The organism is Vibrio sp. SCSIO 43086, assembly GCF_051132235.1.
Classification (GTDB): domain Bacteria; phylum Pseudomonadota; class Gammaproteobacteria; order Enterobacterales; family Vibrionaceae; genus Vibrio; species Vibrio diabolicus.
The window spans coordinates 2626720-2647187 of sequence record NZ_CP072677.1 but is presented as its reverse complement, the minus strand read 5'-3'; the positions used below and the strand labels follow the sequence as shown (position 1 = coordinate 2647187).

Here is a 20468-nt window from a genome sequence, read left to right as displayed (position 1 = left end):
GGTGAAAGAGGACATTCAGTGGCGCAACATTGACTTGAACCTATTGGTGACGTTTTCCTACTTGTATCGCCATCGAAGCGTTAGCGTCGCGGCAGAGAAAAGTTACGTTAGCCAGTCGGCGATGAGTCATAGTTTGTCTCGTTTAAGGTTGTTGTTTGACGACCCGCTTTTTGAGCGAAAAGGACACAAGATGGAGCCCACCGAGCACGCTCACCACATCGCGCCAACCGTGCATCATTTGCTGGACTCTATCGCCAAAGACTTGCTCACTAAGTCTGCCTTCCAACCTGAAAATTACGCGGGTGTATGTCGCATTGGGTTAACGGATTATGCCGAGTTTATTTTTGCTCCTCTGCTTTATGACGAAATACGCCAGCGCGCACCAGAGGCCCAGATCAGTTTTATTAACGTCAATCGTAGCAACTACGTGGTATTAACTGAGCACGAAAAGCTCGATGTCATTATTGGCAGCATGCCAGTGTTGGATGACAACTTTGAGAGCTTGTACTTGTACACGGAAAAGCACGTGTGCATGTGTGATAAACAGGTATTGAAAGGGAAAACACAGCTGTCTCTGGAAGCGTTCGCGAACATAGAGCAAGCTCTGGTAAGTCCCGATGGGAGCTTAAAGACACAAGTAGACCAAAAGCTCGCAGAACATGGCTTGAGCCGTAAAGTCACCGTGGCGTCGCGCAACTTTCTCACTATTCGGCATCTATTGAAAAAGCGCGATCTCATTGCCATCGTGCCAGAAAAAATGGCGTTGGCGGAGGGCTTTTCGGACGATCTCATTACTGTTAAGCCACCGATCGCCGTTGCGGATTTTGATATTGCCATGCTGTGGCATTCCAGCCGAAACAATGAAGACAAAGGCATTTGGCTACGCGAGTTGGTTTCTTCGACCATCACCTCTCACATATAAAAAGGGCACCAAAGGGTGCCCAGAATGTTTGTCATTGAGAGTCGGTGTTATGCCGCTTGCGAAGCTGGCGCGGCTTCTTTTATGCGCTCTTCCTGATTCAATGATTTTTCGTATTGGCTGTACTTCCACCAAGCAAAGCCAAGGAAAATCACGATACCGCCAACGTTGTAGAAAATGATGGTCATGATGTCGGCCCCAGTAGGGAAGGTCGATGCTAAGAAACCAACCGTAAAGATAGCGATCAGTACCGATACGGTAGCGATGCCCATTTTGCGTGAGCCCATTTTGAAATCACGCTCAACGTGATCCAGTTTCAAGCGCAGATTCAGGTACGCCAACATGATGAACAGTGGTGGCAGCATGGATGCCGCTGCGGTCATGTTGATCACCGTGTTCATCAGATCTTGAGCGGTGTTAGAACCTAATGTTGGGATGATCATCAATGGGATAACGATAAGGAACTGATACCAAGCTGCGCGAGCTGGTACGCCGTTTTCGTTCAGCTCTACGGTTTTCTTACCAAAAATGCCTTCTGGAATCTCAGAGAAGAAGATTTTCACTGGCGTTGCTGTCCACATCAGTAGAGAGCCAAACATAGCGGTGAAGGATACCAAGCCTACAAAGCGGTTCATCAATACTTCTGGCAAACCAAAGTACGCAGCCAAACCTTCAAATACTTGTACCGAGCCACCCGTGTATTTTAGGGTTTCGCTAGGAACAAACACGTTAATCAAAACAGACGCGACTGAGTAAAGTACACCGATAAAGATACCTGCGATGATGATGACTTTAACGAACGATTTCGAGCCGCCTTTCACATCGTTTACGTAAACCGCGACCGATTCCGCACCGCCTGCCGCCATAAAGATCCATGTAGTAATGCCTAAAAATGCCCAGCTGAAATCAGGGATCATCGCTTCTACGGTAATTGGATCAGCCGGTTCTACGCCGCCGATCAACGCAGCGCCAGCCAGTAAAATGTACGACATTGTCAGTAGCAGCATGAGGGAGGAGGTCACCGACGTAATTGGCCCCAACATTTTCGCGCCGTTTGTCGATACGTAGGTCGCAAACGCAAACAAAATCATACTGAGCACGGTAGTGGTGAATGGCGTCAGAATGTATTCATAGCCCAAGAACGCGTAAGACGCATAAGCGATAACACGCGGCAGCAAGGACGTGAAGAAGAATAGGTTAACGAACCAGTAAGTGTAGGCAGAGATAAACGCCCAGCGACCGCCAAGTGAGCTTTTTACCCATGCGTAGACCCCCGCTTCAGAATCTTTATTCAGAGATACGAATTCTGCGATGATCAAACAGAAAGGGATGAAATAAAAAATGGTCGCCAGAAAGAACATTGGCGCAGACGCTAGACCGATCTCGATGTTGTTATTGATTACGTTATTAAAGCTAAATACTGCGGCAAAGGTGAGGGACAACAACCCGAATTTGCCTATCGTATTACGTTTGGATTCAGACATGTTCTATCTCCGGTGAATCACGTTGGAATTGTAGGGAGGAAGGGCTTGTAATGCTGTGACCACAGCCCTTCTCTTGTTTTATTTATTTAGAAAGTAGCCATCTTCGATGGTCACTTTGAGCACCACTTTTCTTACGCGGTTGTCTCCATAGAAGCGGTACGCTTCACTGTTTTCAAAAATCGCCACTTGGCCTTCGCAAAGCTCACGTGTTTCACCCTGACCAGAAAAAAATTCGCGGTCGGTTTCATCACGATAAGCTTGTTCTAGGGTTAACGCGGTTTTATTAGCGAACTCAACGGTTTCTCGGCCTTCGAGGTAGTAATGCACATCGAAGTAACGACGGTTACCGATGAACGTTTCGGTTTGTTTCGCGATGCCGTCTTCAACCATGTAAACCAGTGAATCGCCAATCGAGTGCATCACGCCATCTTTGATGTTGCCGATGTTGCCAATGGCTTCCACACAGCGGTTCCATTTACGACCGTTGCGATATACCTGTTTGAATTGCTCTAAGCTGTCTAACACGATCATGGGTTACGCCTCGTTGACTGGTTGAGTATTGGTTTGAGTGAAAAACGCGTTGTCGAAATCATGGTTTGCCATCACGTGTGCGTTGCAATCGCCTGCTTGCAGTGGCATCAGCGTCAAACCGTAACGGAACTCGTCCATGTACACGCGGTAAGAGTCGAGCACTTCGCTGCCCCATGAGTTCGAGCCTAACCCCATCACTTGATGGTCAAGGTTAAGGGTGATGTAGCCACTCTTTTCTAGCTCGATCGTATGTTGCGCTTCATGCAGATTTTGGTTGGTGTAGAACCACGCGCTGAAGTTGATTTCTTGCTGAGGTTTCACCAATAACCCTGTGCCATGACGGTTGGTGAGTGAGGCCCATCGCACGTGTTGGCGGTTGCCATTGTTTTGCGGGAACGGGTAGTTCTCGAACATGTCGGCCACGTTGGTGTGGTACAGATCGATGATGTTGGCTTGGCGGCTGTCTTGATAGTTCTCTTCAGGGCCGCGACCGTAGTAACTCACTTGATCAAAGCTGCCGTTAATGCCTAAATCCAAGCCAATGACCGGAATCACGTGAGGGTAGTCGCCGTAGCGCTCGCCACTCAGTTCCACATTCAAATGGCCTTGCGCGTTGATTTGGTAGCGGTAGGTACAACGCATGCCAAAATCGAACACAGGTGGCGCAACAATGCTGCTGGTGGTGATCAGGATGGCATCTTCGCTCGCTTCCACGCTCAGCGTGCGGAAGTGTTCCTGCATGATTTGCAGATGCGCAGGGTGCCACAACCCTTCGTACTCTTGTTTGTGGTTATCAATCATTGGTTTGAAGAAGTTCAATCTTGGCTCTGATTGAATCAACTCTTCACCATTCACACGCCATGAGGTCAGTTTGCCGTTTACTTTGGAGAAAGTGAGCGTGAAGTTATGACCTGTGATCACGTGCTCTAGGCGGCTTTCTTCAAGTACCAATGGTTGAACATTGTGGTTGACCAACGCAGGCAACGTCGCGGTGTTTTCTTTCAGTTGGAATTGATACACCGCAATTTCATGGTTGGCTTCGCTGTAAAGCGTGCGACTGTCTTTGCGTACGGTGAAGTTAACAAAGATTTCGCGCTCATCCAATTCTGGCAAGTCGATGGTCACTTTACGTTCGCTGTTGGCGACCAAAGCTTCGACTTTGAATTGCACGCTACGCAGGGTTTCACCTTCGGCACGCACGTCAGCAGTAATGGTGTAATCATCGAGGTTGGTGAACCACAATTTGTTCTCAACGATAAAGCGGTCATGGCAACCTTCAACGGCGCGGATTTTCACCGGTGCAATGACTTGTTTGTATTCTTTCAGGCCAGGGCCCGGGGTTTGATCTGGGTAAATCAGACCATCCATACAGAAGTTGTAGTTGTTTGGGTAGTCGCCATAATCGCCGCCGTATTTGTAGAACTCTTGGCCGTGCTCATCACGCGCTAGAATGCCGTGATCACACCATTCCCAAACGTAGTGACCTTGAATGTGGTCGTGCGCATAGAACACGTTTTGGTATTCCGTCAGACCACCCGGCCCGTTCCCCATCGCGTGTGCGTATTCGCAGATAATGCGTGGCTTCTCGTGTGGGTGTTCGCCAAAGTAATTCATCAGTTGAGCGCGTGAGTACATCGTCGAAATCACATCGACGACTTCAGCATCGCGGTCTTCTTCGTAGTGAACCAAACGGGTGTCATCAATTGCTTTGGTCGCGGTATACATCGCACGGATGTTACAGCCATAACCCGATTCGTTACCGAGTGACCACATGATGATAGAAGGGTGGTTCTTTTGCGCATGAACATGACGCACTGCGCGATCGACAAACACCGCTTCCCAAGCAGGATCATTGGTGATACGGCTCAGGTCGCCAACGTTGGCAAAACCGTGGGTTTCCACATCGGTTTCTGCCATCACAAACAGGCCGTAAATATCACACAACTCGTAGAAGCGTGGGTCGTTCGGGTAGTGTGCGGTGCGAACTGAGTTGATGTTGTGTTGCTTCATCAAAATCAGATCTTTTTCCACGCGGTCCATGCCCACTGCGCGACCTTTTAGGTGGTCGTTGTCATGACGGTTGACACCATGCAGCATCACGTATTGATTGTTGATGTAAAACAGGCCATCGCGCACTTTGATGTCACGGAAACCCACGCGTTGTGGGATCACTTCCACTACGTTGCCTTGGTGATCTTTTAAGGTGATGAACAAGTGGTAAAGGTAAGGATTTTCTGCCGTCCAATGCGTTGGATTCACCATATCAATCGCAAAGCTTGTTGAGTGGTGGTTTTGGATAGTCAGTGAATCGCATTGACCACTGGCTACGACAGTGCCTTTGTCATGCAGCGCGTATTCCAGCGTGTAGCCAGACGCGATAGCGGTGGAAAGGTTTTCCAATTCGATTTGAGCACTGAGCGTCGCACTTTGGTAATCGTCGGCGAAATCGGTGCGAATGGTGAGATCTTGGACGTGAACGTTCTCTTTTCCGATTAGATAAACATCACGGAAGATCCCCGCCGTCCACCACATGTCTTGGTCTTCAATGTAAGTGGAATCGGCCCACTGCATCACGCGTACAGACAGCAAGTTTTCGCCTTGGTGTACGTAGGCAGAAATGTCGAACTCCGCAGTAAGACGGCTGCCTTTACTAAAGCCGACGTACTCGCCGTTTACGTACACTTCAAAGTAGGTTTCCACGCCATCGAACTTGATGATGGTTTGTTGGTTATCCCACTGTGGACCAAGTGTAAATGTGCGTTGATAAGCGCCCGTTGGGTTGTCGGTTGGTACAAACGGGACATCGATCGGGAATGGGAAGCCTTCATCGGTGTATTGCAGATCGCCGTGGCCTTCCATTTGCCACATGTTTGGGACGGTAATGTGTCCCCAGTCGTTCATTGTTTGTGAGTAAAACTCATCAGGTACCAACATTGGGTTGGTGAAATAACAGAATGTCCATTGGCCGCTGAGCAACATAAAGCGGCGACTCAGTTCACGTTGAAAGGTTTGTGCGCTCTGAACAGAGTCGTAGGAGAAAAAGTACGCACGCGGTGCCATACGATTCTCGTGTAAGTGTTGGAAGTTTTCCCAATTGTTCACGTTTTGATCTCCCCTCGGCTTGGTGCGCTTATGTTGGAGTCCGGATTGGTTTCGTCGCGGCTCAACATCAGTGCAAAAACAACGGCCGATGTATTGTGAAAAATGCTTATGAATAATCTGAGAAAGATATTAGTAAAAGTTTTACTAAAATAAATTAATGAAAACGTTTTACTTTAACTTGGTCACGTTTTAAATGACCAATGTTGAGCAAGATGTGATCAGCGTAAAGGAATGCGTTCTAGATTGTTTTGGAAAGTAAAAACAGTAAAAATTCGGTAGAAAATAAAAGAAGAAATAAAAAAGCACTGAAAATTCAGTGCTTTATTTGAACAGTTTTGAGGGTGTTTTTATCGAGTTGTGCCGCGTAGCTTGAGCTTGCTTGGAACGTACACTTGAAGGGGCAGTGCGCGTCCGTCACGGTATTTTTCTACTAACAAGTTCACGCCTTGAATCCCCATCATTTCAGAATGAATACGAACGGTAGATAGAGGTGGGAAGGTAAAGCGCGCGGTAGGAATGTCGTTCACGCTGATCAGCGCAATATCATCAGGAATGTTTAAACCAAACTCATGCACTGCTCGTAACACACCAATCGCAATGGAGTCCGAAGCAATGAACATCGCTTTTGGGAAATCGCCTTTGGCCAGCATCTCTTTCGCTAAGTCATAACCGGACAAGCTAGAGAAATCGCCACGATAAATGTCGTCTTCAGAAACCACACCTTTTAGACTGCCGTAGTCCACAAACGCATTTTCACGAATGTCTGCTGTGTTGGGTTCGTCTTGTCCACCAATAAATCCGATGCGCTCGTAGCCTTGTTGTACAAAGAAATCAACCACTTGCTTGCTGATTCTTACAAGGTCGATATCAACGCAATCGTAAGGACTAGTTGGATCTGAAAAGTCAATGTAACAGATGCTATCGGCTAGGCGTTTAGGTAACTTATTGACCACCTTTTGGTCGACTTTCCCGACTAAAAGGACACCCGTGATCTTCTGCGTTTCAACATCAATTTCGCTGTTGTAGCAATTGGTTAGCGTAATGCCGAGTTTGTCGCACTGAGTTTCAATCCCATGACGAATCGACAAGTAGTACGGGTCGTTCACTTCTGCTTCTTGTTTGTAATTGTACAAGGCCAAAAAGTGATGTTTTTGCTTGGCTTCTTTGGTGGCTTTCTTCGAGCTGCTGGTGCGGTACTCCAGCTTTTCTGCGATTTCTAAAATGCGGCGTTTGGTTTCTTCTTTAACGCTCAACGTCGGATCGTCATTCAAAACTCGCGATACGGTTGCAAGTGAGACGCCCGCTTCAGTGGCGATATCTTTTAGTGTTGCCATGTACATTTCCCGTTGGCATTGCTCACAGTCCAAGTGAGAACTCAATAATCTGGCTATTGTAAACAGCTACTTAGGGATGCACAAACTTTTAGTAAAATCGTGCGATCCACGAAAGAGAGCGGTATCTGCTCGACTCATCTTCACTGCTCATCATCTTCCTGGTTTAATTTAACTAAAGTCAGCATCTAAAATAAGGCTTTTTGTAATTTTGTGGAAACGTTTACACAATTTGAATTCGATCACGGATCTGGATCGAGATTGGTTGCTAGACTTTTAGCCAGTTAAGAAATGGGCGTACCGATTCGATGCAATGGCGATTGGCTTTTAGCGCATCAGAGTGAGGTATGAACAGAAAGCAGCAAACGTGGAGAAGCAAAAAGTGAAAGTTCTTGTCACAGGCGGTATGGGATACATCGGTAGTCACACTTGCGTTCAGATGATTGAAGCGGGAATGGAACCTATCATCGTTGATAACTTGTGTAACGCCAAACTGGACGTGTTAAACCGTATTGAAGCGCTGACTGGCAAACAGCCTGAGTTCCACCAAGGTGACATCCGTGACGAAGCCTTTTTGGATACGGTATTCGCGCAGCACGACATCCAAGCCGTGATCCACTTTGCTGGCCTCAAAGCGGTTGGCGAATCGGTGGCAAAACCACTTGAGTACTACGACAACAACGTCAATGGCTCATTGGTGTTAGCGCGCAGCATGCGTAAAGCGGGCGTGAAAAGCATCGTATTCAGTTCATCGGCAACGGTTTACGGTGACCTTGAAATAGTGCCGATTACGGAAGATTCACCAACAGGCTCAACCACCAATCCATACGGACGCAGCAAATATATGGTGGAGCAGTGCTTAAGCGATCTGTTCCATGCTGAAAACGACTGGAGCATCACCTTACTGCGTTACTTCAACCCAGTTGGCGCGCACTCATCGGGCTGCATGGGGGAAGACCCACAAGGCATTCCCAATAACTTGATGCCATTTATCGCCCAAGTCGCTGTTGGCCGCCGAGAAAAACTCTCGGTATTCGGTAGCGACTATCCAACCCCTGACGGCACTGGCGTGCGTGATTACATCCATGTGATGGATCTGGCCGACGGCCACATCGCCGCATTGAAATCGGTGGGGAAAACCTCGGGCTTGCACATTTACAACTTAGGTACGGGTAAAGGCTCGAGCGTACTTGAGATGGTGGATGCGTTCGCGGCCGCTTGCGGTAAACCAGTGCCTTACGAGTTATGCCCGCGTCGTCCTGGGGATATTGCTGAATGTTGGGCAAGCACGGAAAAAGCAGAGCGTGAACTAGGTTGGAAAGCAACACGCACGGTGGCTGAAATGACCGCCGATACGTGGAACTGGCAGTCAAAAAATCCCAATGGCTATTCCCCTGCGTAGTTTACGTCGCCGCATTATTGTCTGCACTTTCCAATTCCATTGAGAAATGCAGATGAAAGAATTCTTAAAAGTTGAGTAAGTAACATGTCGAATGTCGAATTTAACCCAGTGGATCATCCACACCGCCGTTACAACCCTCTGACTGGGCAATGGATTTTGGTTTCACCTCACCGTGCAAAACGCCCTTGGAGCGGCGCAGATGAAAAGCCCGCATTGGATGAGCTACCAAGCTATGACGGTAAATGTTTCCTTTGTCCAACCAACGAACGTATCTCTGGCGATGTTAATCCAGACTACCAAGGCACCTATGTGTTCAATAACGATTTTGCTGCGCTGATGGTGGATTCACCAGATGCACCGGAGTCAAACAACCCGCTATTCAAAACGCAAGGCGTGCGTGGTTTGAGCCGAGTGATTTGCTTCTCGCCAGATCACAGCAAGACCTTACCGGAACTACCAGTGGATAAAATTCGCGGCGTGATTGATACATGGAATGAGCAAATTGAAGAGCTCGGCAAAGAGTTCGTTTGGGTTCAGGCGTTCGAAAACAAAGGTGAAACCATGGGCTGTTCTCAGCCGCATCCACACGGTCAAATCTGGGCGAACAGCTTCTTACCAAATGAGATCGAGCGCAAAGAGCACAACCTAAAAGCCTACTACCAAGAACACGGCAGCAACTTGCTGGTGGATTACGTACAAGCGGAACTCAAAGACGGCTCACGCATCGTGGTGGAAACCGAACACTGGCTGGCGGTGGTGCCTTACTGGGCTGCTTGGCCGTTCGAAACCATGTTGTTGCCGAAAACGCACATTCGTCGCATGAGCGAACTCAGCGATGAGCAACGAGACGATTTAGCGCTAGCGATCAAGAAGCTGACCAGCCGTTACGACAATTTATTCCAATGCTCTTTCCCTTACTCGATGGGCTGGCACTACGCGCCGTTTTTTGACCAAGGCACAGACATCGACCATTGGCAGCTTCATGCACTTTTTTATCCGCCACTACTGCGCAGTGCCACGGTTCGTAAGTTCATGGTGGGCTACGAAATGCTGGCAGAAAGCCAACGTGACCTCACCGCAGAGCAAGCGGCGCAGCGTCTGCGTGATGTGAGTGATGTCCACTACAAAGAATGCTAAGTCTTTAAATTGGACTGATTACGAATAACGGGATAGCGCGACTTTACAGATAGAAAGTTAGGCTCAACGCGCTATCCCACACAAATTACTATTTTAAGAGAACGTCCCTATGTCTGAACTTATCCAAAATGTGAAAGCGTCATTTGAGCAAGTGTTGGGCTACGCACCTAGCCATATTATTCAAGCGCCTGGTCGTGTGAACTTGATTGGTGAGCACACCGATTACAACGATGGTTTTGTCCTACCGTGTGCCATTAACTACCAAACGGTTGTGGCGGCTGCAAAGCGTGAAGACAATATCGTGCGTGTGGTGTCGGTCGATTACGGTAACGCAGTGGACGAATTCGATATCACGCAAGCCATTACCTTCCAGCAAGACAAAATGTGGGCGAACTACATTCGCGGCGTGGTGAAGTGTCTTCTGGCGCGTGGCTACCAGTTTACTGGGGCGGATATTTCAGTCAGCGGTAACGTACCTCAAGGCGCGGGTTTGAGCTCATCGGCGGCGTTGGAAGTGGTGATTGGCCAGACGTTCAAAGTGCTGTTCAATCTTGAGATCAGCCAAGCCGAAATTGCGTTAAACGGTCAGCAAGCTGAGAACGAATTCGTCGGTTGCAACTGCGGCATCATGGATCAAATGATTTCAGCGGAAGGGCGTGAAAATCATGCGATGCTATTAGATTGCCGTAGCCTTGAAACAGAAGCGGTCTCTATGCCAGAAGACATGGCAGTCGTGATCATCAACTCGAATAAAAAACGTGGTTTGGTCGACAGCGAATACAACACTCGTCGTCAGCAATGTGAAGAAGCGGCGCGTATTTTCGGTGTGAAAGCTTTGCGTGATGTGACGATTGAGCAGCTCAACGAGAAAGTCGCTGAGCTGGATGAAATGGTGGCCAAGCGTGCACGTCACGTCATCACAGAAAATGATCGTACTGTGGAAGCGGCACAAGCGCTACGAGCACACGACATGAAGCGTATGGGCGAGCTGATGGCCGAGTCTCATGCCTCGATGCGCGATGATTTCGAAATTACGGTAAAAGAAATCGATACGCTGGTGGAGATAGTCAAAGAGGTGATCGTCGATCAAGGCGGCGTGCGCATGACCGGCGGTGGCTTTGGTGGTTGCATCGTGGCACTTGTACCGCCAGCACTGGTTGATGATGTGAAAGCGGCAGTTGAAGCGAAGTACCAAGCGGCTACGGGCTTAAAAGAGTCGATTTATGTTTGCCAAGCTAAAAATGGTGCGGGTTTGGTTGAAGTGCTGTAAGGAATGATGATGAAAGCCTATTTTCAACAACTAGAACAAGCGATGGCGCAAACGCCGTCGTTTGATGGCCAAACTGCGACTCTGATTCATTTGACCAACGCGAATGGTATGACGGCGTCGTTTATGGATATCGGTGCGACGTGGTTGAGTTGCACATTACCGGTAAATGGTCAAAACCGTGAAGTGTTGTTGCGCTCACCAAATATGGCTGAACACATGAAGCAAGACGCTTACTTTGGTTCCATTGTTGGCCGCTTTGCTAACCGAATTGCGAAAGGGCAGTTTGAGATAGACGGAGAGAAGTATCAACTTGGTATCAATAACGGTGAAAACTCACTGCACGGTGGGCTGGAAGGGTTTGATAAACGCCGCTGGAAGGTTGAAGAGCAAAATGATCAACAGGTCACTTTTTCACTTCGCTCCCCGGACGGTGACCAAGGCTATCCGGGAAATCTCGATGTGAAGGTGACGTACACGCTCACTGACGAGAATGAACTAGCTATCGCCTATGATGCTAAGACCGACAAAACATCTCCAGTGAATTTAACCAATCACGCCTACTTTAACTTGGCTGGTGAGGCGAGCCGCGCGAAAAGTTTGGATCATACTTTACAGCTTAACGCTGGGTATTACTTGCCAACAGATGCGGGGTTAATTCCTTCCGGTGAACAAAAGCCAGTTTCGGGTACCAGTTTCGACTTCACCGAGCCAAAATCGATTGGCCAAGAATTTCTTGCCGAGCAAGATCAGAAAACTGCTGGTGGCTACGATCACGCCTTTGTCTTCATGCCTGAAGTGACTGATGGCGTGTCTGTCGCTGCGGTTGTAATTGCACCAAAAGAAGATGTGGTGATGAAGGTGAAAACCACCAAACCTGCCATCCAGTTTTATTCAGGGAATTTCTTAGCCGGTACGCCAGGTGCAAGTAAAACTTACGAACGCTATGACGGCCTAGCATTGGAAACGCAATACTTTCCAGACGGGCCAAACAAACCAGAATGGGGACTCAACAATGGGGTGTTGAGCTCTGGGGATTGCTATCAGCATCAAACTACTTATCAGTTTGAATTTTAGATAGCACTTCTGCCCTTTGAACTTGCAGCGGCAGCGATGCTGCAACTCCAACGACTTTGGGTGTTATGGTGGGCTACATGCCCACCTTTTTTGTTTTTGATATGTATTTTTACTAGGAAGTTTAAATCACTTACCTCACTTTCGACACAATACTGTACGGTGGATGATCCCCGTAATTTCCTACTTATTAATCTTCGTTTTACCTTTGTTGTTATCGTTTACATTTTTGTTGATTTTAGAGTGTTTTAATTAAATGACACTTCTCTTAATATTTGTGATCTTTAGCTCGTTATAAGGTTTTTAGCGTAATATGTATCAATATGTGTGATTTGAGTTGCATTTCATTTGAGTGGTAACGTTTACACTTTGCGGCGTAAACAAAACTACAGGATGAAACTGATGTCGAATATAGAACATGGTCTAAGCTTTATCGACATAATGGTCTTCGCCATTTATGTCGCAATTATCATTGGGGTCGGACTTTGGGTATCTCGTGATAAAAAAGGCACTCAGAAAAGTACGGAAGATTATTTCTTGGCGGGAAAATCTTTGCCTTGGTGGGCTGTCGGTGCTTCGCTAATTGCTGCAAATATTTCTGCGGAACAATTTATAGGAATGTCTGGTTCAGGCTATTCAATCGGCTTGGCTATCGCATCTTATGAATGGATGTCGGCAATAACATTGATTATTGTTGGTAAGTACTTTCTACCTATTTTCATTGAAAAAGGAATCTATACCATTCCCGAATTTGTTGAAAAACGCTTCAATAAAAAACTAAAAACAATTTTGGCCGTTTTTTGGATTTCCTTGTACATTTTTGTAAACCTAACTTCAGTACTGTATTTGGGTGGTTTGGCTCTCGAAACCATTTTGGGTATTCCGTTGATGTACTCAATTCTAGGTCTTGCGCTATTTGCGTTGGTGTACTCAATTTACGGAGGTTTATCGGCAGTAGTATGGACCGATGTCATCCAAGTGTTCTTCTTAGTTTTGGGTGGTTTTATGACTACCTACATGGCAGTGAGCTTTATTGGTGGTACGGACGGTTGGTTCGCTGGGTTGTCTAAAATGGTCGATGCCGCTCCAGGCCACTTTGAGATGATCTTGGATCAAAGTAATCCACAATACATGAACCTTCCTGGTATTGCCGTATTAATTGGTGGTCTTTGGGTAGCAAACTTATACTATTGGGGATTTAACCAGTACATTATTCAAAGAACGCTTGCTGCAAAATCAGTATCGGAAGCTCAGAAAGGTATTGTTTTTGCTGCATTTTTGAAACTTATCGTTCCGTTTCTGGTGGTATTGCCAGGTATTGCCGCTTACGTTATTACTTCGGACCCAAAACTAATGGCAAGCCTTGGTGATATTGCAGCAACAAACCTTCCAAGTGCTGCTCATGCGGATAAAGCATACCCTTGGCTAACTCAGTTCTTGCCTGTTGGTGTTAAAGGTGTTGTTTTTGCGGCTCTTGCTGCTGCAATTGTTTCTTCACTAGCATCAATGCTTAACTCAACAGCCACTATCTTCACTATGGATATTTACAAAGAGTATATCTCTCCTGACTCAGGTGACCACAAGTTGGTGAATGTTGGGCGTACTGCAGCTGTGGTGGCACTAATTATTGCCTGCCTAATTGCTCCAATGTTAGGTGGTATTGGCCAAGCATTCCAATACATCCAAGAATATACAGGTTTAGTTAGCCCTGGAATTTTGGCTGTATTCTTACTTGGCTTATTTTGGAAGAAAACAACCAGTAAAGGGGCTATTATTGGTGTAGTAGCATCAATACCATTTGCCTTGTTCTTGAAATTTATGCCACTTTCCATGCCATTTATGGATCAAATGCTATACACATTATTGTTTACAATGGTTGTTATCGCATTTACAAGTTTGAGCACATCAATTAATGATGATGATCCTAAAGGTATTAGTGTTACATCATCGATGTTTGTAACAGATCGAAGCTTTAATATCGCTTCTTACGGCATAATGATTGTTTTGGCAGTGTTATATACATTGTTCTGGTAAAACCATTCTTTATTATACTCCGCTCTTTTTTGAGCGGAGTTTTTCTAATTAAAAGAGTGTCATATGGATTCAACCTTGCTGCCAAATGTCGTTTCTTTTTTGAAAACGATAGAGCCATTTCATTTACTTCCTGACCATGTTCTTGATGCTATCGCTACGAACACAGATATTGTTTATTGGGGAAAGGGAGAGAGTGTCTCCTTAGTTATGCCTGAAGGAAAAAATTTATATATTATTCGAGCTGGAGTTATCGAACAGAGATTTCCTAATGGTGAATTAAGAGCTAGATTAGGCGAAAATGATGTATTTGGATTTAATTTAGAACAGGATAAATATAAAGTAAAAACCATTGAAAATTGTTTAATATATAAAATTAATTATGCGTTCTTACTAAAAGAAGTTTCGAATTTTGAAAATGTTGTTAACCAGATTGCAATCCGTGCAAGTCAACGTCTCACTTCAAGTATTAATGCACAGTATTCACAAGCAGAAAAAAGCCTGTTTTTTAAAAGGGCTAAAGATTTAGCCAATCATAATGTTGTGGTGGTGCATAAAAACCAAAGTATCCAGCAAGTGGCACAAATCATGAGTAAAAAAGGCTGCACTTGTGCCTTGGTTACCAATGACAATGCATTGGTTGGAGTGGTTACCGAGACTGACATGACAAGTAGAGTGGTTGCTGAGGCGTTTAATATCTATAGACCTGTTGAGGATATTATGAACGCTCATCCTCAGAGTGTTGACCAAAATGAGCCTGTGATTTCTGTGTTCAATCTGATGATGAAACACAATATTCGTAACATCCCTGTTCTTGACAAAAATAAACAAGTTTTAGGTTTGATTAGCCCTCAAGAGTTAGTTCAGAGGCATGGCATCCAGGCTGTTTTTTTGATTGAAAAAATCAGTAAGTGTAATAGCTTAGAGTCGCTTTCATTGTTAGTAAAAGAACGTCAGGCAGTGTTTGAGGCGATGATAGAATCGCATTTGCCAGCCAATGTAGTTGGGCAAGTTTTAATGATGATCTATGATGCCTTTACCTGTCGATTGATTAAATTAGCAGAAAGAAACGTGGGTTTACCTCCTTGTAATTATGCTTGGTTAGCGGCGGGTTCGCATGCGAGAGGAGAGGTTCACTTAGGTTCTGATCAAGATAACGCTTTAGTACTTGATGACTCAGCAACAGAAAGTGACCGAATTTATTTTCGACATTTTGCTATGTATATATGTAAAGGATTAGCGGAATGCGGGTACCCTTTGTGTAATGGGCGTTTTATGGCGGCTACACCAACGTGGAATCAGCCATTATTCATCTGGAAGCAGCTCTACAGAAAATGGGCAAACAATCCAGAATACAATATGTTACTAAATCTTAATGTCTTTCTTGAAGTGCGCTTTATTTCCGGGGATAGGTCACTATTTGATGAACTAAATAGTGAACGCGAGCGGTGTACCAAAAATAACCCTCATTTAATCGCAGCCTTAGTTAGAAATTTAATATCACACCGTCCACCACTAGGGATATTCAATAACTTAGTGTTAGAAAACAATGGTCACAACGAGAAATCGCTGAATATTAAAAAGTCTGCGGTTGGTCTGTTGGTCGATATCGCTAGAATTTATGCTCTTCATAAAGGCGGAGGAATGTTGTCAACGGAAGAAAGATTCGATTTTGCGTATGATACAGGATTGATTAATAGCACTTCACATCAAGACTTGATAGGGACTTATCGTTATGTAACGCAATTACGTTACTCACATCAGCTGCAATGCTTACAAGGTGGAAAGCCAGTAACGAATGCTATATTTCCTGAGCATTTTGGCAGCTTTGAAAGACAACACCTCAAAGATGCTTTTCGCATAATACGCGGTTATCAAGACACGTTAAAAATGAAATTTGGCTCTTAGTATGTTTGGCTACTCATTCCAGTCAATTGAACATCTAGAACAGGTGCGCAGAGAACTAGAAAAATCTAGCTTGCCAGATGTATTTAACTCTATAGGAAATACGCCTCTACCTGGCGCTTTATCGGATGCTAGAGAGTTAGACACGTTAGTCTTGGACTTTGAAACGACAGGATTTAATCCTGAAGTAGATAGAGTAATCAGTATTGGATGGGTAGAAATTCGAAACAGCAATATTCGTCTAAATAGTGCACGTCATGTCTTCATTAATCATGCAATTGATATTTGTCATGAGTCAGTCAAAGTTCACCATATTAGGCCTGAAACGTTGCATGTATCGGGGATTTCAGAACAAGCTGCTTTCACTCAGTTGCTGGATGTAATTGCTGGTAAAATTCTTGTTGCACATGGCTGCATTATGGAGCAGAGGTTTTTAGAGCAATACATCAAGATGAAGTACCAGAATTTGAAGTTGCCATTAATATGGTTAGATACATTAAAAATCGAGCAATATCGCTCCCAACTGAGACCTACTCGGTCTGACTGGCGGTTAAGTTCAATTCGAAAGGAACTCAACCTACCAACATATCAAGCCCATAACGCACTAAATGATGCGATAGCGACTGCCGAACTATATCTAGCACAGATTAATTGCTTGTTTGGCCTTTCATCTGCGCCATTACATGTTTTAGTTAATGCTTCGCGCTAACATTTAACGCATACATCAACAACGCTCGACAGAGTTTCTTCGTACTAAAGTTGGGCTAAAAATAATGGTTTCATCTTCAACTTTTTCGTCACGAGACAGCATCAAAGCCAAACGGGCGGCGCGTTCTGCCATCATCTCGATTGGGTAGCGAATAGTAGTCAAGCTAGGGTGAACAAAGCGGGCGATCAAGCCATCATCGAACCCGACCATAGAAACCTTACTTGGTACGTCAATGCCATTTTGATCTAACGCTGCGAGTGCGCCAGCGGCCATGTAGTCGTTGTAGGCCACCACTCCAGTAATCTCCAAAGATTTGGTTAACAGGTTGGTCATCGCAACTTCGCCACCATCACTGTTGGGTTCACCGTATTCGATGTAGCTTTTGGAGAGTTCAATACCATGTTCTTTCAATGCTGCTTGGTAACCTTGCAATCGCTCATCGGTATCTTCGATATCGTGGGATGAGGCAATGCAAGCGATTTTGCGATGCCCGTGACGAATTAAATATTCTGTCGCGAGGAATGCTCCTTTGCGGTTATCAAGGGAAATACAGCGTTCAGCCAGCTCTGGGATATGACGATTGATAAGCACCATACCTTTTACTTCTTGGGCGTAGCCAATTAGATCCTCATCAGATAAGCCTTTCGAGTGGATGACTATTGCATCGCAACGGCTGTTGATCAGCAATTCTAGGGCTTGACGCTCATCATCTGGATTGTGATACCCGTTGCCAATCAAGATATGTTTGCCATTTTCGCGCGCGATATTATCGACGGATTTGACCAGCGTGCCGAAGAAAGGATCGGACACATCACTCACCAACACACCCATGGTATTTGTGCTTTGACTCACCAGTGCGCGAGCTGCGGCATTGGGTCTGTAACCCAATTTGCTCATTGCTTTGGTGACCGACTCTACCGATGATTGACTGGCTTTTGGGGACTTGTTGATCACGCGAGAAACCGTTGCGACCGAAACACCGGCTTCTTTCGCGACATCCTTGATCGTTGCCATATAGAACCTTTAGTGGCTAAAAATTTTGACTGGAAGTATTAAACACCCATTGTGTAATAAGTGCAATTTGATAGGGAATTTGCTTTCGGAAATGAGATCTTTACCATTTGTATTTATTAAGCTTATTGATAGTGTAAATGTTATCTTTTTAGTAAAAATTTACTGAGGTTTTAATTATGGAAACTATCGCTTACTCTGATTTTGCCAAACTGGAAATTCGTACCGGAAAAATCATTGAAGTGGCTCGTCATCAAAATGCAGACAAGCTGTACATTGTGCAAATTGATATTGGTGAAAAAACACTGCAAACCGTAACCAGCTTAGTACCTTATTACACCGAGGAAGAGTTGATGGGCAAACAAGTGGTCGTGTTGTGTAATCTTGCCAAAGCCAAAATGCGCGGCGAAACCTCTGAATGTATGTTGTTGTGCGCAGAAACGGATGATGAGTCCGAAAGTGTGTTGCTTACGCCAGAAAGAGCGATGCCGACTGGGGTGAGAATTGTTTAATCAGTTCACTGGTCGCTCTATTGTAAAAACAGCTCTTAGTTTAGAGCTGTTTTTACAGATGGGATTGAGCTACGAATTTTGGGCAATCAGATTATCAATCAACTCGTAATGATGCTCTTGCACGCCTGCAAGGTTGCCATATTTAGGTTGGTGGCGGTCATTTTCTTTTGCGTGTTGCCAGCCAATGGTGTGACGCACAAAATGCTCTGCAAACGCATGAGATACTTCCAAGCAACCTGCTAGCACGGTATCGACATAGCTTTGCATGATTGGGCTTTTTACGCACGGTGGTAATGGCTCGTCTTTTACGTAAACCCAGATGCTATGTTCTTGGTTAAAGTTCGCGTCCGATTCGATTTGATCTGGCTGAATTTGAATACGATGATAACCACGCTCACGGCGATCGAATTCTGCGAGAGCCTCTTCATTCACTTCGAGTAAAACGCCGTTGACCTGCCCATCGCCTTGGTTTACAACCAGAGGAGACAGAGTGTAGCTGTCATCAATCTTTCCCCAGTATCGCACCAGTCCATGAGCAATGACGGGAATGGCTTCTCCCGTTTGTCCGGTTAACTTACGTGACGCAGAATTAATCAAACTGCCATAGCCAAATATGTACATCTTCGTTGCATCCCTTAACTGATGGTTGTGTCTCTCACCGTTTATACCTAACCCGCCTCTGAAGCACAACTTTACCTCTTAAGTATAATCTTAACTCTTAACATGTATTTTTTATGCATGTTTGTGGTAGCATCAATATTGTAGTTGAGTTAACCAGCATCAAGAGACGCTTGAGGGCAAGATAATGCTGAATATCACCGATAAAAAAGTGGAAGAAAAAATCCCCGCATGGCTGCGATTAGGCTTTCGGCCGTTTTTTCTGTTTGGGTCGATTTACGCCATTGTTGCGATCGCGTTGTGGGTGTGGATGTTCCAGAGCGGACAGCCAAACGCATTAACTGTACCGGCATTATGGTGGCACGTTCATGAAATGTTGTTCGGCTTTTCGATGGCAATCGTAGTTGGCTTTGTACTGACCGCGGTACAAAACTGGACTGGCATTAATGGCACCAAGCATTACACGCTTTTGGTCTTATTTGGCTTATGGCTCGCGCCCCGAATATTGCTTTGGACGCCAGCGCCGTTATGGTTAACCAGCAGCATTGAAGCGGTATTTTTACTGTTTGTTGCGTATGAGGTAGGCATTCGTGTTTATCGAGCCAAAGGTTGGCGTAATCTGTTTTTTGTGCCGCTGTTTCTTTTGGCCATTTTTGCGAACTTTGCAAGCTACGCAACAATAAAAGGTATGCCGCCGTTTAGCTCTTCTGCTGTATGGCAGGCGATGTTGTGGTGGTTTACGTTGTTGCTGTCGGTCATGGGCGGGCGTGTGATTCCATTCTTTACTGCGCGTCGATTTAATTTCGAAAAAGCGCAACCATTGGCTTGGTTAGAATGGTTAGCGAACTTGCCGTTGGTAATGCTATTTGTGCTGAGCTTTTTCCCTGTGACGTTTGCAGAATTAGGCAATCCGTTGATGCTGTTTGCAGGAGTTGCTCAGTTGGTGCGTTTTGTTCGCTGGAAACCTTGGTTAACCCTGAGCGAGCCTTTAGTGTGGTCGCTGCATGCTGCGTATTTGTGTTTGCCACTAAGCTTAATTTTACGAGGTGCTTGGGGAGACGCATTTGCTAGCCATAACCTGATTCACCTGTTTGCGATAGGTGCATTAGGCGGTTTGATTTTGGCGATGATCGCGCGCGTGACGATGGGACATACTGGTCGCATGATCTACAAAGGTCCGAACATGAGCTTTGCGTTTGCGGCGATTACCGCGGCAGCTTTGGTTCGCAGTTTTGCCGTGATATTTGACCCTGCCAATATGATGCTGTGGATTGATATCAGCGGCGGGTTATGGATTGTCGCATTTGGCCTGTTTGTGTGGCGCTTTGGCGTGATGCTTATTACACCTCGCGTTGATGGTCATCCCGGATAGGGCTCTAATGTGAGTAGAGAAAGAGGAGCCGCGCGCTCCTCTTTTGATTTTTGTTCTTTATAG

16 protein-coding genes are annotated in these 20468 nt (G+C 45.6%); 10 read left to right on the top strand and 6 right to left on the bottom strand.

All coding sequences use genetic code 11. From position 1 onward, the window contains the following. The first annotated feature begins 1 nt into the window (after position 1). The gene (locus tag J8Z23_RS12555) at positions 2–922 is read left to right on the top strand and encodes a LysR family transcriptional regulator (protein ID WP_118789469.1); all 921 of its coding nucleotides are present in this window, start codon (positions 2–4) and stop codon (positions 920–922) included. A gap of 47 nt (positions 923–969) precedes the next feature. Here J8Z23_RS12555 and J8Z23_RS12550 read toward each other — a convergent pair whose 3' ends face one another. The 4 genes from J8Z23_RS12550 to ebgR form a co-directional block, all read right to left on the bottom strand. Further along, complete coding sequence (locus J8Z23_RS12550) at positions 970–2403, bottom strand: amino acid permease (RefSeq protein WP_046875020.1); 1434 nt, start codon at positions 2401–2403, stop codon at positions 970–972. 78 nt (positions 2404–2481) lie between these two features. After that, positions 2482–2934, bottom strand: coding sequence for a beta-galactosidase subunit beta (locus J8Z23_RS12545; RefSeq protein WP_301659764.1), 453 nt, complete (start codon positions 2932–2934; stop codon positions 2482–2484). Positions 2935–2937: 3 nt separating this feature from the next. After that, positions 2938–6036 carry a beta-galactosidase subunit alpha gene (gene ebgA / locus J8Z23_RS12540; RefSeq protein ID WP_301659763.1) on the bottom strand — a complete coding sequence of 1033 codons (3099 nt, stop codon included), beginning with the start codon at positions 6034–6036 and terminating at the stop codon, positions 2938–2940. 347 nt (positions 6037–6383) lie between these two features. Continuing rightward, positions 6384–7370, bottom strand: a complete 987-nt coding sequence (gene ebgR / locus J8Z23_RS12535; RefSeq protein ID WP_005494135.1) for a transcriptional regulator EbgR — start codon at positions 7368–7370, stop codon at positions 6384–6386. 379 nt (positions 7371–7749) lie between these two features. Here ebgR and galE point away from each other — a divergent pair, with 379 nt between their 5' ends. The 7 genes from galE to J8Z23_RS12500 all read left to right on the top strand — a co-directional run bounded on the left by galE (position 7750) and on the right by J8Z23_RS12500 (position 16892). Beyond that, positions 7750–8769: a UDP-glucose 4-epimerase GalE gene (galE, locus tag J8Z23_RS12530; RefSeq protein WP_301659786.1), complete on the top strand. Its 1020-nt coding sequence runs from the start codon at positions 7750–7752 to the stop codon at positions 8767–8769. A gap of 84 nt (positions 8770–8853) precedes the next feature. Continuing rightward, on the top strand, positions 8854–9906 hold the full coding sequence (locus tag J8Z23_RS12525; protein ID WP_140064431.1) for a UDP-glucose--hexose-1-phosphate uridylyltransferase: 1053 nt from the start codon (positions 8854–8856) through the stop codon (positions 9904–9906). A gap of 109 nt (positions 9907–10015) precedes the next feature. Next, positions 10016–11176: a galactokinase gene (gene galK, locus J8Z23_RS12520; RefSeq protein ID WP_208871195.1), complete on the top strand. Its 1161-nt coding sequence runs from the start codon at positions 10016–10018 to the stop codon at positions 11174–11176. Between the two features lie 9 nt (positions 11177–11185). Next, a complete protein-coding gene (gene galM / locus J8Z23_RS12515) occupies positions 11186–12250 on the top strand; it encodes a galactose-1-epimerase (protein WP_301659762.1) in 1065 nt (354 codons plus the stop codon). Between the two features lie 399 nt (positions 12251–12649). Continuing rightward, positions 12650–14281, top strand: coding sequence for a sodium/sugar symporter (locus J8Z23_RS12510; RefSeq protein WP_053305587.1), 1632 nt, complete (start codon positions 12650–12652; stop codon positions 14279–14281). 63 nt (positions 14282–14344) lie between these two features. After that, positions 14345–16186, top strand: a complete 1842-nt coding sequence (locus J8Z23_RS12505) for a DUF294 nucleotidyltransferase-like domain-containing protein (RefSeq protein WP_301659761.1) — start codon at positions 14345–14347, stop codon at positions 16184–16186. After that, complete coding sequence (locus tag J8Z23_RS12500) at positions 16176–16892, top strand: 3'-5' exonuclease (protein WP_434633751.1); 717 nt, start codon at positions 16176–16178, stop codon at positions 16890–16892. Before J8Z23_RS12505 ends, J8Z23_RS12500 begins: the two co-directional genes overlap by 11 nt. A 15-nt stretch (positions 16893–16907) precedes the next feature. On the opposite strand, the gene J8Z23_RS12495 is transcribed toward J8Z23_RS12500, so the two are convergent. Further along, positions 16908–17906, bottom strand: coding sequence for a substrate-binding domain-containing protein (locus J8Z23_RS12495; RefSeq protein ID WP_301659760.1), 999 nt, complete (start codon positions 17904–17906; stop codon positions 16908–16910). 176 nt (positions 17907–18082) lie between these two features. Between J8Z23_RS12495 and J8Z23_RS12490 the strand changes: the two genes are divergently transcribed. Continuing rightward, the gene (locus tag J8Z23_RS12490) at positions 18083–18415 is read left to right on the top strand and encodes a tRNA-binding protein (protein ID WP_005494151.1); all 333 of its coding nucleotides are present in this window, start codon (positions 18083–18085) and stop codon (positions 18413–18415) included. A 69-nt stretch (positions 18416–18484) separates the two neighbouring features. Here the strand turns inward: J8Z23_RS12490 and J8Z23_RS12485 are convergent, their stop codons facing one another. Next, positions 18485–19036: a gamma-glutamylcyclotransferase family protein gene (locus tag J8Z23_RS12485; RefSeq protein ID WP_134647118.1), complete on the bottom strand. Its 552-nt coding sequence runs from the start codon at positions 19034–19036 to the stop codon at positions 18485–18487. A 184-nt stretch (positions 19037–19220) separates the two neighbouring features. Here J8Z23_RS12485 and J8Z23_RS12480 point away from each other — a divergent pair, with 184 nt between their 5' ends. Beyond that, positions 19221–20405 carry an NnrS family protein gene (locus tag J8Z23_RS12480; protein WP_301569972.1) on the top strand — a complete coding sequence of 395 codons (1185 nt, stop codon included), beginning with the start codon at positions 19221–19223 and terminating at the stop codon, positions 20403–20405. The last annotated feature ends 63 nt before the right edge of the window (positions 20406–20468 follow it).

What these genes read in the sequence shown, in the direction of transcription:
- J8Z23_RS12550 (WP_046875020.1), bottom strand. Translation starts at nt 2,403, where the DNA reads ATGTCTGAATCCAAACGTAATACGATAGGCAAATTCGGGTTGTTGTCC.
- J8Z23_RS12545 (WP_301659764.1), bottom strand. Translation starts at nt 2,934, where the DNA reads ATGATCGTGTTAGACAGCTTAGAGCAATTCAAACAGGTATATCGCAAC.
- ebgR (WP_005494135.1), bottom strand. Translation starts at nt 7,370, where the DNA reads ATGGCAACACTAAAAGATATCGCCACTGAAGCGGGCGTCTCACTTGCA.
- J8Z23_RS12525 (WP_140064431.1), top strand. Translation starts at nt 8,854, where the DNA reads ATGTCGAATGTCGAATTTAACCCAGTGGATCATCCACACCGCCGTTAC.
- galK (WP_208871195.1), top strand. Translation starts at nt 10,016, where the DNA reads ATGTCTGAACTTATCCAAAATGTGAAAGCGTCATTTGAGCAAGTGTTG.
- galM (WP_301659762.1), top strand. Translation starts at nt 11,186, where the DNA reads ATGAAAGCCTATTTTCAACAACTAGAACAAGCGATGGCGCAAACGCCG.
- J8Z23_RS12510 (WP_053305587.1), top strand. Translation starts at nt 12,650, where the DNA reads ATGTCGAATATAGAACATGGTCTAAGCTTTATCGACATAATGGTCTTC.
- J8Z23_RS12505 (WP_301659761.1), top strand. Translation starts at nt 14,345, where the DNA reads ATGGATTCAACCTTGCTGCCAAATGTCGTTTCTTTTTTGAAAACGATA.
- J8Z23_RS12495 (WP_301659760.1), bottom strand. Translation starts at nt 17,906, where the DNA reads ATGGCAACGATCAAGGATGTCGCGAAAGAAGCCGGTGTTTCGGTCGCA.
- J8Z23_RS12490 (WP_005494151.1), top strand. Translation starts at nt 18,083, where the DNA reads ATGGAAACTATCGCTTACTCTGATTTTGCCAAACTGGAAATTCGTACC.
- J8Z23_RS12485 (WP_134647118.1), bottom strand. Translation starts at nt 19,036, where the DNA reads ATGTACATATTTGGCTATGGCAGTTTGATTAATTCTGCGTCACGTAAG.
- J8Z23_RS12480 (WP_301569972.1), top strand. Translation starts at nt 19,221, where the DNA reads ATGCTGAATATCACCGATAAAAAAGTGGAAGAAAAAATCCCCGCATGG.